The organism is Micromonospora sp. NPDC049275, from assembly GCF_043197115.1.
In the GTDB taxonomy this organism is placed as follows: domain Bacteria; phylum Actinomycetota; class Actinomycetes; order Mycobacteriales; family Micromonosporaceae; genus Micromonospora.
This window is the reverse complement of sequence record NZ_JBICSN010000011.1, coordinates 162,826-178,865: the sequence shown is the minus strand read 5'-3', so window position 1 is coordinate 178,865 and position 16,040 is coordinate 162,826. Positions and strand designations below refer to the sequence as shown.

The 16,040-nt window shown below is 68.9% G+C and carries 15 protein-coding genes; 5 read left to right on the top strand and 10 right to left on the bottom strand.

Annotated elements, in window-relative coordinates:
- Positions 1-54: 54 nt before the first annotated feature.
- From ACGFIE_RS26355 to ACGFIE_RS26330, 6 genes are all read right to left on the bottom strand, one after another.
- Positions 55-1,515 (bottom strand): NAD-dependent succinate-semialdehyde dehydrogenase, encoded by a 1,461-nt coding sequence (locus ACGFIE_RS26355; protein ID WP_393299375.1) that lies wholly within the window; start codon positions 1,513-1,515, stop codon positions 55-57.
- A gap of 250 nt (positions 1,516-1,765) precedes the next feature.
- Positions 1,766-2,842 carry an ABC transporter ATP-binding protein gene (locus ACGFIE_RS26350; protein WP_393299373.1) on the bottom strand — a complete coding sequence of 359 codons (1,077 nt, stop codon included), beginning with the start codon at positions 2,840-2,842 and terminating at the stop codon, positions 1,766-1,768.
- A complete protein-coding gene (locus ACGFIE_RS26345) occupies positions 2,842-3,909 on the bottom strand; it encodes an ABC transporter ATP-binding protein (RefSeq protein WP_393299370.1) in 1,068 nt (355 codons plus the stop codon). Before ACGFIE_RS26345 ends, ACGFIE_RS26350 begins: the two co-directional genes overlap by 1 nt.
- Positions 3,909-4,820 carry a carbohydrate ABC transporter permease gene (locus tag ACGFIE_RS26340; RefSeq protein WP_393299367.1) on the bottom strand — a complete coding sequence of 304 codons (912 nt, stop codon included), beginning with the start codon at positions 4,818-4,820 and terminating at the stop codon, positions 3,909-3,911. The genes ACGFIE_RS26345 and ACGFIE_RS26340 overlap by 1 nt, the downstream gene beginning before the upstream one ends.
- Positions 4,820-5,665, bottom strand: a complete 846-nt coding sequence (locus ACGFIE_RS26335) for a carbohydrate ABC transporter permease (RefSeq protein ID WP_266244096.1) — start codon at positions 5,663-5,665, stop codon at positions 4,820-4,822. The genes ACGFIE_RS26340 and ACGFIE_RS26335 overlap by 1 nt, the downstream gene beginning before the upstream one ends.
- Before the next feature lie 101 nt (positions 5,666-5,766).
- Complete coding sequence (locus ACGFIE_RS26330; protein WP_393299363.1) at positions 5,767-7,131, bottom strand: extracellular solute-binding protein; 1,365 nt, start codon at positions 7,129-7,131, stop codon at positions 5,767-5,769.
- Between the two features lie 351 nt (positions 7,132-7,482).
- Between ACGFIE_RS26330 and ACGFIE_RS26325 the strand changes: the two genes are divergently transcribed.
- From ACGFIE_RS26325 to ACGFIE_RS26315, 3 genes are all read left to right on the top strand, one after another.
- Positions 7,483-8,226, top strand: a complete 744-nt coding sequence (locus ACGFIE_RS26325) for a GntR family transcriptional regulator (RefSeq protein ID WP_393299360.1) — start codon at positions 7,483-7,485, stop codon at positions 8,224-8,226.
- An 87-nt stretch (positions 8,227-8,313) separates the two neighbouring features.
- Entirely contained in the window at positions 8,314-8,883 is a 570-nt protein-coding gene (locus ACGFIE_RS26320; protein ID WP_357402270.1) for a DJ-1/PfpI family protein, read from the top strand.
- A gap of 19 nt (positions 8,884-8,902) precedes the next feature.
- On the top strand, positions 8,903-9,727 hold the full coding sequence (locus tag ACGFIE_RS26315) for an alpha/beta fold hydrolase (protein WP_393299357.1): 825 nt from the start codon (positions 8,903-8,905) through the stop codon (positions 9,725-9,727).
- Positions 9,728-9,770: 43 nt separating this feature from the next.
- Here ACGFIE_RS26315 and ACGFIE_RS26310 read toward each other — a convergent pair whose 3' ends face one another.
- A complete protein-coding gene (locus ACGFIE_RS26310; protein ID WP_363683715.1) occupies positions 9,771-10,232 on the bottom strand; it encodes a MarR family transcriptional regulator in 462 nt (153 codons plus the stop codon).
- A gap of 187 nt (positions 10,233-10,419) precedes the next feature.
- Between ACGFIE_RS26310 and ACGFIE_RS26305 the strand changes: the two genes are divergently transcribed.
- Together ACGFIE_RS26305 and ACGFIE_RS26300 are read left to right on the top strand one after the other, a co-directional pair.
- The gene (locus tag ACGFIE_RS26305) at positions 10,420-11,880 is read left to right on the top strand and encodes a DHA2 family efflux MFS transporter permease subunit (RefSeq protein ID WP_393299354.1); all 1,461 of its coding nucleotides are present in this window, start codon (positions 10,420-10,422) and stop codon (positions 11,878-11,880) included.
- 25 nt (positions 11,881-11,905) lie between these two features.
- Entirely contained in the window at positions 11,906-12,685 is a 780-nt protein-coding gene (locus tag ACGFIE_RS26300) for an alpha/beta hydrolase (protein WP_393299351.1), read from the top strand.
- A 91-nt stretch (positions 12,686-12,776) separates the two neighbouring features.
- Here ACGFIE_RS26300 and ACGFIE_RS26295 read toward each other — a convergent pair whose 3' ends face one another.
- The 3 genes from ACGFIE_RS26295 to ACGFIE_RS26285 form a co-directional block, all read right to left on the bottom strand.
- Positions 12,777-14,021: a PQQ-dependent sugar dehydrogenase gene (locus ACGFIE_RS26295; RefSeq protein WP_393299348.1), complete on the bottom strand. Its 1,245-nt coding sequence runs from the start codon at positions 14,019-14,021 to the stop codon at positions 12,777-12,779.
- Positions 14,022-14,123: 102 nt separating this feature from the next.
- On the bottom strand, positions 14,124-14,726 hold the full coding sequence (locus ACGFIE_RS26290; protein WP_363683723.1) for a lytic polysaccharide monooxygenase: 603 nt from the start codon (positions 14,724-14,726) through the stop codon (positions 14,124-14,126).
- A 253-nt stretch (positions 14,727-14,979) separates the two neighbouring features.
- Positions 14,980-15,558: a hypothetical protein gene (locus ACGFIE_RS26285; protein WP_393299345.1), complete on the bottom strand. Its 579-nt coding sequence runs from the start codon at positions 15,556-15,558 to the stop codon at positions 14,980-14,982.
- Between the last annotated feature and the right edge of the window lie 482 nt (positions 15,559-16,040).

Here is a 16,040-nt window from a genome sequence, read left to right as displayed (position 1 = left end):
TGGCCGCCCGGGTGGCGCGGGCGCGTTCGCCGGGCGCGCGGTGCAGCGGGCCGGTCACGGCAGGTCGATCGCCGCGTAGGTGAGGTCGAGGTACTCGAGGATGCCCTCGTGCGATCCCTCCTTGCCGATCCCGGACTGCTTCACGCCTCCGAACGGAGCCGACGGGTCCGAGATCAGACCACGGTTGACGCCGACCATCCCCGTCTCCAGCCCCTCGGCGAACCTCAGCGCCCGCTGGAGGTCACGGGTGAAGACGTACCCGACCAGGCCGTGCTCGGTGTCGTTGGCCTTCGCCAGCACCTCGTCGTCGGACGTGAACGAGATGATCGGCGCCACCGGGCCGAAGATCTCCGCCCTGAGCATCCGCGCATCGTCGGGCACGTCGACGAGGACCGTGGGTGGGTAGAAGTGGCCCGGCCCGTCCGGGCGCTCGCCGCCGACCAGGACCCGGGCGCCGCGATCGACCGCGTCGGCGACGAGGCCATCGATCGTGGTGACCGAGGCCTCGTCGATCAACGCCCCGACGTCCACGCCGTCGTCGAGACCATGGCCCACCGAGAGCGCGCCCATCCGCTCCACGAAGCGCGCCGTGAACTCCTCGCGTACCGGCTCCTCGACGTAGATCCGGTTGGCCGCGATGCAGGACTCCCCGATGTTGCGCATCTTGGCCACCATGGCACCGTCGACCGCGACGTCCAGGTCGGCGTCCGCACACACGATCAAGGCCGCGTTGCCGCCCAGTTCCATTGAGGTACGCAGGACGTTGTCCGCAGCCTGTCGGAGCAGCACGCGTCCCACCTCGGTCGACCCGGTGAACGACAGCTTGCGGGTCCGACTGTCGGCCAGCAGTGCGGCGACCACCTCGCCGGAACGCTTGGTGGTCACCACGTTGACGACGCCCGGGGGGACGCCGACCTCCTCCATGATGCGAGCCAGGAACAGCATGGTGAGTGGCGTCTGGCCCGCCGGCTTGGTGATCGTCGTGCAGCCCGCGGCCAGCGCGGGAGCGATCTTGCGGGCACCCATGGCCAACGGAAAGTTCCAGGGCGTCACGAAGACGCACGGTCCGACCGGCTTCGGCACGGTGAGGATGCGATATCCACCCGCGGGAGCGGTGCTGTAGCGCCCCTCGACGCGCACCGCCTCCTCGGCGAACCAACGGAAGAACTCGGCGCCGTACGCCACCTCTGCCCGAGCCTCGGCGAGCGGCTTGCCCATCTCGAGCGTTATCAGCCGGGCGACCTCCTCGGATCGCTCGGTCAGCGCCCGGTACGTCGCGGTCAACAACTCGGACCGTTTCCGGGGCGGGGTCGCCGCCCACTGGGCCATTGCGGTGCTCGCCGCGTCCAGAGCCGCGAGCCCGTCGGCGACGCCGGCGTCCGCCACCTCGGCGATGGTCTTGCCGGTGGCCGGATCCTCGACGGCAAAGGTCGCTCCGCTCGCGGCGTCGCGCCAGGCGTCGCCGATCCGGAGCCGCCGGTGCTCGGGGGCCAGGACGTTCATCGGGTCACTCATCGCGTCGCCTCCTGTGCTCTTCTTGGTGCTGTCCGGCGTGCTTCAGCGGGCCGCACGCTGCGCATGGACGGCCGGGTCACACGCCCTCGTCGGGGACGAGGGCGCCGAGCGGGTCGAAGGTGGCCGTCGCCCCGTCCGAAGGGCGACGGCCCGTGCCACCGATCGCCTTCTCAGGCCGCGCTCACCGGTGACGGTCCGCCGACGCTCGACTGCCACGTGCGGGTGCATGTGTCGTCGCCGCCCGCCGCGGCTACCGCCCAGCCTCGGAAAGCGACAATCCGGTACCCGCGTCGAACAGGTGTGCACGGTCCAGGTCGACAGCGACAACCAGCCGCTCGCCCGGCGTACCGGTGACTGTGGGTCGTGCCTTGACCTTGAGGATCTCCGTCCCCACTCGGACGTCGACCACCGTTCGGTCACCGAGCGGCTCAAGCCCGTAGAGCTCTCCCGACAACGACGCGTTCCCACGCTGCTCGACGGACAGGTCCTCGGCGCGCAGGCCCAGCAGCAGCGCACGACCGTCCTCGGCCGTGGTCCAGTGGGGCCGCGGCAGCGTCCAGCCCTCCGCACCGACAAGTCGATCTCCCTCGGCGCGGCAGGCGAGCAAGCTGATCGGCGGACTACCGACGAATCCCGCGACCCACTGGTTGGCGGGACGCTCGTACACCTCGGTAGGCGTTCCGACCTGTTGCACCTTCCCCTCCTTGAGGACCGCTACCTGGTCGGCCATGGACAGGGCCTCGACCTGGTCGTTCGTCACGTAGACGAAGGTTGCTCCGAGGCTGCGGTGGATGCGGGTGAGCTCGGTGCGCATCTCGACGCGGAGCTTGAGGTCGAGGTTCGTCAGCGGCTCGTCCATGAGGAACGCGCGCGGGCTTCGGACCAGCGCCCGGGCCAGGGCGACACGCTGCATCTCACCGCCGGACAACTGCGCGGGACGACGCTGGAGCAGACGTTCGATGTGCAGCAGGCTCGACATCCGCTCGATGGCGGCGGCGATCTCGCTCGACGATCGGCGCCGTGCCCGCAGCGGCGAGGCGATGTTCTCGTACACCGTGTGTCGCGGGTAGAGGGCGTAGCTCTGGAACACCATGGCCAGGTCGCGTGCGGCCGGGGCGTCAGCTGTCGCGTCCCTCCCGTCCAGATGCACCGACCCGGCGTCAAGCTTCTCCAGGCCCGCGATCGCACGCAGGGTCGTCGTCTTGCCCGCCCCGGAGGGCCCGAGCACGACGAAGAACGAGCCGTCCGGCACGTCAAGCGTCACCCCGTCCAGGGCCTGGACCTTGCCGAAGGACTTGCACAGCCCTTGCGCCGCCACGGTTCCCATCAGGCCACCAGCTCTTCCGTGCGTACGTCGTAGACCGCCGGGGTCGCGCCGGTGTGCCGCAGTCCGACCGGCGCGTCAGTGGCGAAACGGACAGTCGGTGGCATCCGAACCCGTACGTCGTGCTGGCCGCCGTGGTCGACCACGTAGATGATTTCGTCGCCCAGCCACTCCGCCGAGACCACACGGGCCGGGATCGAACGTTCCGCCCCTGGTTCGGTGACTTCCAGCGCCTCCGGCCGGACGCCCGCGACCAGGCTTCGGTCGCGCGGCAGGCCTGGCGGTGGCGTGAGGACCAGGCCACCCTTACTGCGCAGCGCCCCGTCGGCCACCTCCACCTCGATCAGGTTCATCGGCGGAGAGCCGATGAATGCGGCGCAGAAAAGGCTCGCCGGCCGGTCGTAGACCTCCAGCGGCGTGCCGATCTGCTCGACGCGGCCCTTGTTGAGGATGGCGATCCGGTGGCCGAGCGACATCGCTTCGACCTGGTCGTGGGTGACGTAGACCATGGTGGCCCCAAGCTCGCCCTGCAGGTGCTTGATCTCCGTACGCATGTCCGCCCTCAGCTCCGCGTCCAGATTGGTGAGAGGTTCGTCCATGAGGAATGCCCGCGGCCGGCGTACCAGGGCGCGGGCAAGCGCGACGCGCTGCTGCTCCCCGCCGGACAGCTGGCGCGGTCGCCGGTCCAGGAGCGGACCAAGCCGCATCAGCCGGGCGGCCTCCGCGACCCGCTCGTGCACCTCCGCCTTGGGCAGTCCCTCGGCCCGTAGGGGGAACGCCAGGTTGTCGCGGGTCCTCAGGTGTGGGTAGAGGGCGTAGAACTGGAACACCATGGCGATGTCGCGATCGGCGGGCCGCAGGTCGTTGACCAGGGCGTCGCCGATGCGGATGTCGCCGGTCGTCTGCCTCTCCAGGCCGGCGATGGCCCGCAGCGTGGTCGTCTTGCCGCACCCCGACGGGCCGAGCATCACGAACAGCTCGCCGTCGCCGATGGAGAGGTCGACGTGCTCGACCGCCACCGTCCCGTCCGGGTAGCGCTTGTGCAGCGCTGTCACCTCGATGCCCGCCATCAGCGTCGCACCGCCCCGAGCGTCACGCCTGCGACGAGGTGCTTGCGCACCAGGTAGGCGAAGACGAGCACCGGTAGGGCGAACACCACGGAGGCGGCGGCCACGAGACCCCAGTCCGTGGTGGTGCCACCGATGAGGCCGGCGATGGCGGGTGGCGCCGTCCGCACGTCGTCGCTGGAGGTGAGGAAGATGGCGAACACGAACTCGTTCCACGAGAAGATGAGTGCGAACACCGCCGTCGCGGCGATGCCGGGCACGAGCAGGGGGAGGGTGTAACGCCAGAACGCCTGCAAACGGGTGTAGCCGTCGAGCATGGCGGCATCCTCGTACTCGGCGGGCACCTCGTCGACGAACCCCTTCATCATCCAGATCGTGAACGGGACGTTGAAGGCCGCGTAGATGAGGAGCAGGCCGAGCTTGCTGTCGATGAGCCCGACCTGGCGGTACATGAGGAAGATCGGGACCACGACCACCACGGGCGGCATGAAGCGGGTGGACAGGATGAAGAACAGTTGGTCCTTCCTGGCCCTCACGGCGAAGCGTGAGTAGGCCCAGGCCGCCGGGACCCCCAGCACGGTGGCCAGCAGCGTGGAGACCCCGGCGACCACGACGGAGTTGAGGAACGCGACCGACAGTGCCGAGCGACCGCCGCCGGGCGCGACGAACACGTCCTTGAAGTGGTCCATGGTGACGTTGAAGCCGAAGAACTTGGCCGGGATGGCGTAGACGTCGCGGTTGTCCTTGATGGACGTCTCGATCATCCACAGCACCGGAAAGAGCATCACGACGGCCAGCACGATCAGCAGCGCGACCTCCAGCCCGGAACGGCCCCGACCGCCGAGGCGGCGAGCGGCGGGCGTGTGATCCGGGGCAGGACCTGTGGACACGGCCTCGTCGACGGAGACGGCCATCAGCCCTCCTTGAGCTTGTTCAGGTAGCGCAGGTAGAGCTGCGTGAGGACGATGACGACGAGGACCATGAGGATCCCGTACGCCGAGGCAGTGCCGGTGTTGAAGCCCAGGAACGCGACCTTGTAGACGTGGAACGACAAGGTCTCGGTGGAGACACCCGGGCCCCCGCTGGTGAGGATGTAGACGAGGTCGAACAGCCGGAAGGCCTCGATGCCCCGGAACATCACGGCAATGAGCAGCAGCGGCCACACAAGCGGAAGAGTGATGGTGCGGAACCGGAACCACTCGGACGCCCGGTCGATCGAGGCGGCCTCGTACAGGTACTTGGGAACCGCGGTGAGGCCCGCGAGCGCGATGAGCATGATGAACGGCGTCCATTGCCAGGTGTCGACCACGATCAGGGAGAGCAACGCCGTTCGCTGCCGGGTGAGCCACTCCACCTGCCCCAGGCCGAGGGAGCCGAGCATGCTGTTGACCACGCCGAACTGCGCGTCGAGCATGAATCGCCAGAACAGCCCGACCACGACCGGCGACAGCATCATCGGAACCAGGAACAGGGTGGTGAGCGCTCCCCGCCCGTGTGTGCGCCGTGAGATCAGGTAGGCGATGCCGAAACCGAGCACGGTCTGCAGGGCGACCGCGCCGACCACGTAGATCAACGTCGTCAGGGCTCTCTGGTGGACCTGCGCCGACGTCAGAATCGCGGTGTAGTTGCCGAACCCGATGAAATTCGCGGGCCCTCCGCGGGTGGCCGAGTAGTCGGTGAAGGACAGGTACAACGCCCACAGCAACGGAAACACCGACATCGCGAGCAACAGCAGCAGCGCCGGCGAGATGAAGGCCACGGCGAGCCCACGGTCGCCCAGGCGGCGGGACCGACCCGGTGCAGGTGGCGTCGCGGACGCCACCTGCCCGGGGAGTTCGGTCGTCAGAGGGACAGGGTCACTCACAGTCCGCCGCCGCCCTTGCGGCCGCTGGAGTCGAGCACGCCCTGCTGCTCCTTGGCGATGTCGTCGAGCGCGTCCTTCGGCTTCTTCGCGCCGTTGAGGGCCGCGTTCACGTTGGTGTTCTCGATGTTGACGAGGCGCGCGTACTCGGGCACGTTCCACATGTCCCGCATCCGCGGGACCGAGTCGGTGTATACCTGGTTGAACGGCCCGGCGTTGAGGAACTCGGGCGACTGCAGGGCGTCCGTACGCGAGGGCACGCCACCCGCTGCGGCCCACTTCTTCTGAACGTCAGCCCGCTCGAACCACTTCATGAAGTTCAGGGCCTCGGCCTGGTTCGCCTTCGCGGAGTAGGCCGACACGTGCATCCCCATACCGCCGAGAGGGACAAGGTTCGTCTTCTGGCTCGGCAGGGTGGCGAAACCCAGCTTGTCGAGGATCTGCTTCCGCGTGGTGCCGAGCGTCGACTGCTTCGGATCGAGCAGGCCGCCGCTCGCGGCGATCCAGTTGAACGCGATGCATGCCTTGCCCTGGGCGACCGCCGCGTTCGTCTCGTCGATGAACCAGTTGCCGGAACCCTTGGCGGTCAGCGGCTTCATCTTGTTGACCAGGACGTCCATCGCCTCCTGGCCGGCGGCGTCGTTGAGGACGCCGTCGATCTTGCGCGTCTTGGAGTCCCAGAGGTTGCCACCGTAGATGCCGTTTACCGTGTTGTAGGTGACGGCCGCGGCGTCGGAACCGTTGGCCTGGTGGAAGGCCAGCCCGCTGACGCCGGGGTTCTCCCTCTGGCACTTCTCGGCGGCCGAGATCATCTGGTCCCAGGTCTGCGGTGGCTTGTCGCCGATCAGGTCCTTGCGGTAGATCATCGTCCAGGTGTCGCCGAGCAGCGGCAGTCCGTACAGGCTGGCGCTCTCGTCGCGCTTGCCGGTCTCCGCCTGTGGGTACTGGCCGTAGGCCGCCAGGAGGTACGGGTTGTAGGCCGCGACGTCGATGTTCTGCTTGACGAAGTCGGTGAGGTCGAGGATGTTGCCGTTCGTCACGGCCTCGCCGATGTGTTGCGAGTCCAGGACCGCGATGTCGAAGTCGGTCTTGTGCGCGGCGAACTGGGTGAACATCGCGTCGTGCCAGTTCGCGTTCGGCACGGTGTTGACCTTGATGGTCGCGTTCGGCCGCTCCTTCTTGTACTCCGCGTTCGCGAAGTCCTCCAGCGCGTGGGCGGGCGGCCAGTCGAACCAGATGAAGCTGAGGGTCAGCGGGTCCTTGGTGAGCTCCGGGATGGTCGCCGGCGCCTTGGGCGCGCTCGTCTTCGCGTCGTCGTCCTCGCCGCCGCCGCAAGCCGTCACGGTCGTCGCGAGCAGCAGCATGGCCGCCGCCGCCAGCCGTACCTTTCGCCCGGAAACGGATGTTCGTCGTGTTCGCCGTGGGTGCCGCATAGTCCTGCCTGCTTTCCGAGTGGGGACTTCTAGGGCCTCGCTATGTGCTTCGCCGAGCAGTTGCTGTGTTGTTCAGGCGCGTTGCCGGGCTGCCACGGGGGTCGACAGGCGGACCGGCGGCACGAGATCGAGGTAGAGCGATGGCGGGCGGCTCCGCGATGGTGCTGAATGCCGATCGTCCGACGCTTTTCCTATAGGATCCAGTGGGGGCGTCAGCATCCCGCAGCGTTGTGACTGATGTCAACAGGTTCCCGAAGGCGCAAGAAAGGTCCTCACGCCACGATGGACGACGAAGCGATGATCGCGCGGGGCCGTAGGGCCGGGACGGGCCGAACGCCGCCGGGAAGAGCTGGCGGCCGGCTTGCCGACGAGGTGTACGACAGGCTGCTCGGACAGTTGATGTCGCTCCGGATCGAGCCTGGCGCCCGCGTCACGATCGACGTCCTGGCGCGGGAGCTGGGGGTCTCGCAGACGCCGATCCGAGACGCCCTGAACCGCATGGAGGCCGAGGGCCTGGTCGTGCGGGTGCCCCATGCCGGTTACCGCATTCCGCCCCAGATCACCCGGCACCGATTCGAGGACATGCTCGAGGTACGACTGCTCCTCGAGCCGGCAGCGGCACGCCGATCCGCCGAACGCGCATCCGCGGAACAGGTGGCCGGCCTGCGACGGATGCTGGAGGAGATGGCGGAGCTGGAGGGGGGCAACGGGCCGACGGCCTACGGCGCCTTCGGACTACGCGACGCCGCGTTTCACGACCTCGTCGCCCTGAGCGCGGAGAACCAGGTCATCCGTGAGGCGCTCGCTCGCCTGCACAGCCACGTGCACCTCTTCCGGCTGCACCACGACACCCAGATCACCCACCTGGCGATGGCCGAGCACGAGGAGGTGGTGGCCGCGATCGCCGCGCGTGACCCCGACGCCGCCGCCTACGCGATGCGTCGGCACATCCTGCGGTCCGGTGAGCGGTTCCGGCGATTGTTCGACGAGGCCAGGGACGCGGACGGAGTGGCGGTAGAGGCTTGACGGGCGGACGGGGTCGAGGAATGCTAACTCAATCGATCGGATCGGATTGGATCCACCTCACCCGTCCCCCCATGCGAGGAGAAGCAGGTGCCCAGAGCGCTGCTCCTGACCGGCGACGCCGCCGAGGAACTCGACACCATGTATCCCTACTATCGAGTCCAGGAGGGCGGCTGGGACGTCGACGTCTCGTCGCGGACGACGCGTGACGTGCAACTGGTCATCCACGAGTTCGACCCCAACTCGGACGCCTATGTGGAGAAGAACGGTCGGAAGCTGCCCGTCGACGTGCCCTGGGCCGAGGTCGACGTCGAGCGCTACGACGCCCTCATCATCCCCGGGGGACGTGCCCCCGAGTGGATCCGGGTCGACGCCGACGTCAGGCGCATCACCGAGCACTTCTTCGCGCGCAACCTCCCCATCGCGCTGGTGTGCCACGGCGCGCAGGTGCCAGCGGTGTACGGGCTGTTGAAGGGTCGAAAGACGGCGTGCTTCCCGCCCATCACCGGTGACATGGAGAACGCGGGCGCGACTGTCATCGACGCTCCCGACGTCGTGGACGGCAACCTCGTCTCCTGCCGTGGATGGCCCGACATGCCGCAGTTCGGCAGGGCGATGATGGAGCTCTTCTCGAAGTCGGTCGACTCCGCATCGGCATGAGCGCACCTGGCCTGTCCCGGTGACGGCACTTCGGACCGTCACAGTCGACGGCTCACCCGTCCACGTCCTGGAGAGCGGCACCGGGCCCGCGGTGCTGATGCTGCACGGCTCCGGACCCGGCACGACCGGGTCCGGAGCCTGGGCAGCGACCGCGCAGGCGCTGGGCAACTCGCTGCACCTGGTGGCTCCCGACCAGGCGGGGTTCGGCCGTACACCCGTTCCGGCGGGCTCCAGGGGTGGGCTCCGGACGTGGACGGAGCAGGGCGCGGGCCTGATGGACGCTCTCGGTTTCGAGCACTACGCCGTGGTGGGTCACTCCATGGGCGGCGCCGTGGCGCTGGCGTTGGCGGCCGCGCGCCCCCAGCGGGTCACCCGTGTCGTTGCGGTCTCGACGATGGGCGCTCCCGGGGCGCCGCTGTCCGCCGACCTCGACGCGGTCTGGGCCGCCCCCGCCGGCCCGACCGGGGCCCGGGACATGCTGAGTCGCCTCGTCCTCGACCAGGCGCTCGTGACCGATACGGCGGTCGATGCCCGCGCGGGGGCGATGCGAGCGGGGGCGGCCGCTTTCGCGACGTTGTTCCCTCCACCCAGGGCACGATGGGTCGATGATCTCACTCTCTCGGCGCACACGCTGGCGGCGGTGCGCGCGCCCGTGCTGCTCGTGCACGGCGCCGAGGACCGGGTCACCCCGCTCGGGACGGCAGCCCAGCCCCTGCTCGCTCACCTGGCCGACGTCCGTCTGCACGTGTTCGGCCGATGCGGGCACGTGCCGGCGATCGAGCACCCGCACGAGTTCAGGCTACTGCTGTCGTGCTTCCTCGGCCGGGACGCGGCAGGCCCTTGATCCAGGATCGACAACTGCGCGGGCTGACTCCCTGGTTCGGGTCTCAGGTTTCGGCGGCGGGCGTGACGACCGGGCGGGTCAGTCGCGCCACCACTGATGCCAGCCGGTCGTCGAAGGCGGCGGCGTCCAGTGCCGCACCGAGTTCGGCGCGGCTGACCCGGGTGGCCGCGGCGTGCCGCTCGGCGCCCAGGTCGGTGATCTGGCAGTAGACGCCGCGGCGGTCGTGGTCGCAGCTGACCCGGGCGGCGAGTTGTTTGGCGGTGAGGCGACTGACCAGGCGGCTCATCGAGGACTGGTCGAGGGCCACCGCGTCGCTGAGGTCCTGGATGCGCATGCCGCGCGGGTTGCCGCGAGTCAGCTCGTCGAGCACCAGCAGCTCGGTGAGGGTGAGGTCGAACTCCCGCACGAGGCGCTTGTCGAGCGTCTGGCCCAGGCGGCCGGTGAGGACCGTCAGTTGCCGCCACAGGTCGAGCACGTCCGGTTGACCGCCGCGTCGTTCCGCCATCCCGCCCTCCGAGTCGTCACCGCATACCTTACACGTCCATGCGAAGTCAATGTAAACACATTCGTTATTCGTGAGCTCAGGACTCATGGCGGGGCGGGACAGGGCTTTGAGTGCCTGCTTATGTCTGCACCTACATGTATTCTGTGCGCGTCAATCCGAACCGTACTGCCGCTCGGAGGTAACGACCATGGCCAGCGACACCAGCGCGCCCCGGCGCGCTCCCGGCGACAAGCCCGCTGACCCGGAGGCCGACCGCCTCGATCCCGCATTCCTCACGATGGCCGGAGTCCTGCTGCTGGCACTGCTCATGGCCCTGCTGGACGAGACCATCGTCAACGTCGGCGTGGAGCGCCTCGTCACCGTCTTCGGGACCTCGCTGTCGACCATCCAGTGGGTCACCGCCGGATACCTGCTCGCCGTCGCCGTCGCGACCCCGATCTCCGGCTGGAGCGTGGACCGGTTCGGCGTCCGTCGGATCTGGATGTTCGCGGTCGTCCTGTTCACCGTCGGTTCGCTGCTGTCCGGCCTGGCCTGGTCGGCCGGCAGCCTGATCGCGTTCCGCCTCCTCCAGGGGCTCGGCGGCGGCATGATCTTCCCAGTCGTCCAGGCCGCGATCGCCCGCGCCGCCGGCCCGGCCAGGGTCACCAAGGCGATGGGCCTGATCTCGATCCCGCTGACCGTCGGGCCGGTCCTGGGTCCGATTCTCGGCGGCTTCTTCGTCGACGACATCAGCTGGCGCTGGATGTTCCTCATCAACCTGCCGGTAGGTGTCATCGCTCTGCTGCTCGCGCTCCGCACGCTGCCTGCCGACGCGCCGGACTCCGCAGCGCCGCGGCCACGCCTCGACGTCATCGGTCTGGCCCTGCTCTCACCCGGCTTCGCGGTGCTCATCTACGGGCTCACCACCGCTGCCCACCGGGGCGACTTCGGCGATCCGGCGGCGGTCACCGCCTTCGCCGTCGGCGCGGCGCTGCTGCTGGCGTACGTGCTGCACGCCCGCCGCGCGGCCGAGCCCCTGATCGACGTACGGCTGTTCACCCAGCGCGGCTTCACGATGTCGGTGGTCACCATGCTGCTCGTCGGAGCGGTCGCCAACACGTTGCTGTTCCTGACCCCGCTGTACTACCAGCAGTCACGCGGATTCGGCGCCCTGCACGCAGGCCTGCTCATGGTGCCCTCGGGCATCCTCGGCGCCGCCGGCGCGATCTCGGTCGGCAAGGCCGGCGCCCGGCTCACCGCCCGCGCGACCGCTCCGATCGGGATGCTGCTCGCCACGATCGCCGCGCTGGTGCTGTCCGGCGTCGGTGACCACACCTCGACGGCCCTGACCGCTGTCGCGTTCGGCATCGGCGGCTTCGGCATCGGTTTCACAGTGCCCGGCCTGATGGCGTTCATGTACCTCGCGGTCGGCCCCGACGACGCGCCCCGGGCCACCAGCGCACTGTTCATCCTCAACCAGATCGGCGGGTCGCTGGGCATCGCGGTGGTCGCTGTCGCGTTGCAACAGCGGCTCGGTGGCGCCTCGGGCTTCCCCTCGGAAGCGTACGGCCGGACGTATTGGCTGGTGGCGGGCTTCGCCGTAGTGGCGGGGCTCGCCGCGGCCCTGGTACCCGGGCCGTGGCGGGCCCCGGAGCAACAACGCGCGTGACGCTCGGGCCTTCCTCGAGAGCCAGATGAGTGCTGCTTCTGACAGGTCTGCCCAGGAGGCAGGAATCCCCACCATCGTGCTCGTTCATGGCGCATTCGCGGACGCGTCGAGTTGGAACGGGGTGATCGCTCACCTCAAGCGTCGGGGTTACCCGGTCATGGCCGTAGCGAACCCGCTGCGCAGTGTGCAGAAGGACGCGGCGTACGTTCGGTCCGTTGTGGATACCATTTCCGGCCCGGTCGTGATGGCCGCTCACTCCTACGGCGGATCGGTGATGACCGAGGCTGCGGACGGCGCCTCCAATGTCAAGGCTCTGGTGTACGTCGCCAGCGTGAGCCCGGACGTCGGCGAGAGCGTGGCAGCGCTGACCACGAAGTTCCCGGGGAGCGCGCTGCTCACCTCCATCAGGACGGTGCCGTGCACCCTCGACGACGGGAGCACGGCCATGGAGCAGTACATCTATCAGGAGAAGTTCCCCGAGGTGTTCGCCGCCGACGTCGACCGCGACACTGCTGAGCTGATGGCAGTAACGCAGCGGCCGCCCACCGAGGCCGCCCAGACGGAGAGCGTCACCAGGGCCGCCTGGAAGACGATCCCCTCCTGGACCATGATCACCACCCAGGACAGGGGGATTCCGCCGGATCTGCAGCGCTTCCTGGCCAAGCGGGCCGGGTCCACGACTGTCGAAATCGACGCGTCCCACGCCGTGGCGGTCTCTCAGCCCGGCCCGGTCGCCGACCTCATCGACGCCGCCGCACGCGCCACAGTCCGGGAAGCGGTCGCCGGGGGCCGAGTGGGGCGGTAGGCAAACGACGGAGGTCGGACCCCGGCGTGGACGGCCGCTGGTACGCGGCCGTCCACTGTGGTGTTACGGATGTCGGGGGATCGCCCCCGGTTCAGCGGTTCGTCACGCCGCTGCTCGCGGGTGGCTGGACCCGCTCGAACCGTACCCGGCTCAGCCACCCCGGGAGATCGCTGGTCACGTACAGTTCGCCGTTCGCATCGGTGCCGATGGCTGTTGGCTGGGTGGGGAGGTTGCCGATCGTGGCGGACTCGTAGCCGCCGGTGGACTTGGGGCGGACGGCGAACGCGAGGGTCGAGCAGTAGTCGCTCGCGAGGTACGTGCCCCGGGCCTCCGGGGTGGCGGACCCTCGGTACACCACGCCGCCGATCACCGAGCAGTTGTCCGTCAGGTAGTGCTCGTACTCGAAGACCGGGTCGGTGAGCCGCACGCCCGGGCGGCACTGCGTCTGGTCGAAGACCGGCGTGCCCTCCTTGCAGGACCAACCGAGGTTCGCTCCACGCTGCGACGGGCGGATGTGGTTGATTTCCTCGACCAGCCCCTGGCCGACGTCGCCGATCCACAGCGAGCCGTCGACCGGGTCGATGGAGAACTTCCACGGGTTGCGCAGCCCGTAGACCCAGATCTCCGGCCGTGCGCCAGCGGTGCGGACGAACGGGTTGTCGAAGGGTACGCAGTAGGGCTTGCCACCGCAGCTACGGTTGACGTCGATCCGCACGATCTTTCCGAGCAGGGTGCCGAGGTTCTGGCCGCTCTTGAACGGGTCGTTCGCGTTTCCGCCGTCGCCGGTGGACCAGTAGAGGTAGCCGTCGCGGCCGAAGGCGACCTGGCCGCCGTTGTGGTTGCCGAACTCGGCGTGCTCCTGGGTGAGCAGCACCTGCAGTCGGTCGGGAGCACCGATGGGCACTCGCGCCAGGGTCAGCGTGCCGGCCGGCAGGCTCGTGTAGGCCACGTAGAGGAGCCCGGTCCGCGCGAAGTTCGGCGCGGGCGTGATGCCGAGAAGGCCGCGCTCGTTGTCCGACGTGTCGATCCGGGCGGTCAGGTCGAGCACCGGCTCCGCCGCCAGGCCGGTGTCGGGGTGGTACGAGCGGACGGTGCCGTTCTTCTCCGCGATCAACATGCGCCCGTCCGGCAGTCCGGTGAGCGCGATCGGACGCTGCAGACCGAACGCCACCCGTTCGGTCACCACTGTCAGTTCGGCGAGTGGCACCGCGCGGGTGCGGGACGTTCCGGCTGCCGCAGGGCTGGCCACCGGCGCCGGTGGCACCAGAAGCGCGGACAGGGTCAGGATGAGCAGCCCTGCCAGCATGGTGGCCGGGCGATAACGCCGTCTCTGCATGTTCAGCTCCTCGATCAGTGGGTGAAGGGCGGGCACTCCGGCCCAGGGCGTCAACGCGCCCTGGGCCGGAGTGGTTGCTGCCCTACCGGTCGGGCCTGCCGATCAGGCGATGGTGATGTCGCTGCACCACATGTAGGTCTGGTCCAGGTGCGACGCCTTCCAGAGCACGAACAGGATCTGGTTCCCGCTGCGTGCGGGGAGCGAGACGTTGAACGAGATGTTCTGGGCCGGCGCGTACCGCCCGGTCGTCGCGATCAGGTCGAGGTTGCCCCACCCGAGCCGCTGGGTGGCGGGGTTGAACCCCTGCTTGGTGACGTAGACCTGGAAGTAGTCAGCACCGTGGCTGGCCTGGTCGTACATCTGGACCGTGAGATTGCGGCTGACGGCTGTCGTCTTCCATGCCCCGGGCTGGTTCACCGCGTCGTTCCGGGCGAGGGCATTGCTGCACAGTTGCCCGTCCGGCGTGCGGGCCTGGTACTGACCGGCGAGGCCGTCCCGCAGTTGGCTCATCCAGTTCCACATGGTGTCCGGGTTGGCCTGGAACGCCTGCCAGCACATCGGGTCCTGCTGCTGCATGGCCGGGTTGGTGTGCTGGTTGCCCCAGGTCTTCCAGCACTGGTAGGCGCGGGTCGCCGGACCGATGACGGTGCCGTGTGCCTGAGCTGCGCCGACCGAGGGCAGCGTACCGACCACCAAGGCGGCCATCAGGACGACCGCCTGGAGGGACCGACGGACTGTTGACCGCTGTCGTCCGCCGGATTGATGGGGCTTGTGTAGACGCACTGTTCATCCTCCGTTCATCGGTGTGAGACATCGATGTGGGAACGCTCCCAAAGCCACTGTTGCATCCATCAACTCAAATATCAATGTTGATCTATCTTTAGGCGGATGTGGAGCGAGCTGTCCGGATCGCCGGATCGATGGCGGATCCGCGTACCTGCTCGGCTGCCCGGCCTGGTCAGAGCCCGGCCGCGGCGTCGTACCGCCGGCGCTGTTCGGCCATCTCCGCGGGGGTCAGCGCCTCCTCCTGTGCCAACGTCGCGTACCTGGCCGGGAACATCTCCCGTAGCCGGTCGATGAACCTGACGTCGGCGGTCGCCTCGACGACCTGGATGCCCGGAGGGTTGGTGGACATATCCATGATCAAGGGGCCGGCCAGCTTGACCGCCACGTCCCACGGGCGCTTCTGCTCGGCGACTCCGCAGAGGTGGAAGCCGTAGACCTCCCGGACGTCGGCGAGAGCGGTGGCGTCCGCCGGCTCGTAGCCGTAGACGCGGATCCCGCAGATCACCGGCGGCTTCTCCGCGGTGGCTCCCGGTTGGGCGCTGTGTCCGGCGTGGTTGTGCTGCCCAGGGTCCGCCTGTTCGAGCGTGGTACGCATCCGGGCCACGATCTGCGCCTGCAGATCCGCCGGCGCCGTCTCCTGGTCGGCCCGGTTGACCAGTACGACCGTGCCGGCCGACACCGCCAGCAGGATCACCGCCACCCAGAACAGGCGGTGGCGGTACCACCCCGCGAGACTCTCTCGGGAAATCATCGTTCGCTTCTCACCTCGTCGCCGGTTCTGGTGCGCTGGCAGACCGAATCGGAAACCCCCGGGAGGTCCGGCGTCGAGCGCGTCAGCCGTCGGGGACGCGTGCCGGGGGACACGTGTGGCGAGCGAGAATGCCCGCCCGGCGCGATGCACGCCCTCGTGGCGGTGGCCCGACGCAGGGGCCGCGAGCGACTGTCAACGTGACGCGCTGCCGGCCCTGCGATGCTCCCGTGCTGGCCGTTCTCAGCACGGTTGCCCCCGCGCTGCGGCGATATGAGCCATTCCAGCACATCTGGGTCCACGCTCGCAACATCGACGTACATCAGTGTTGGTTCGGCCCGGTCGCGCCGCTTGCCGACCACAGGCCGGCCGGTCCCCGGTCGCGCAGCGCCACGGGCGCAACGCCATCGGTCGACGACCGCGCAGATCGAATTGATTCGATATAGCATCACGGGCAGGGCAGTGTCACTCCGCAGGGCGTACGG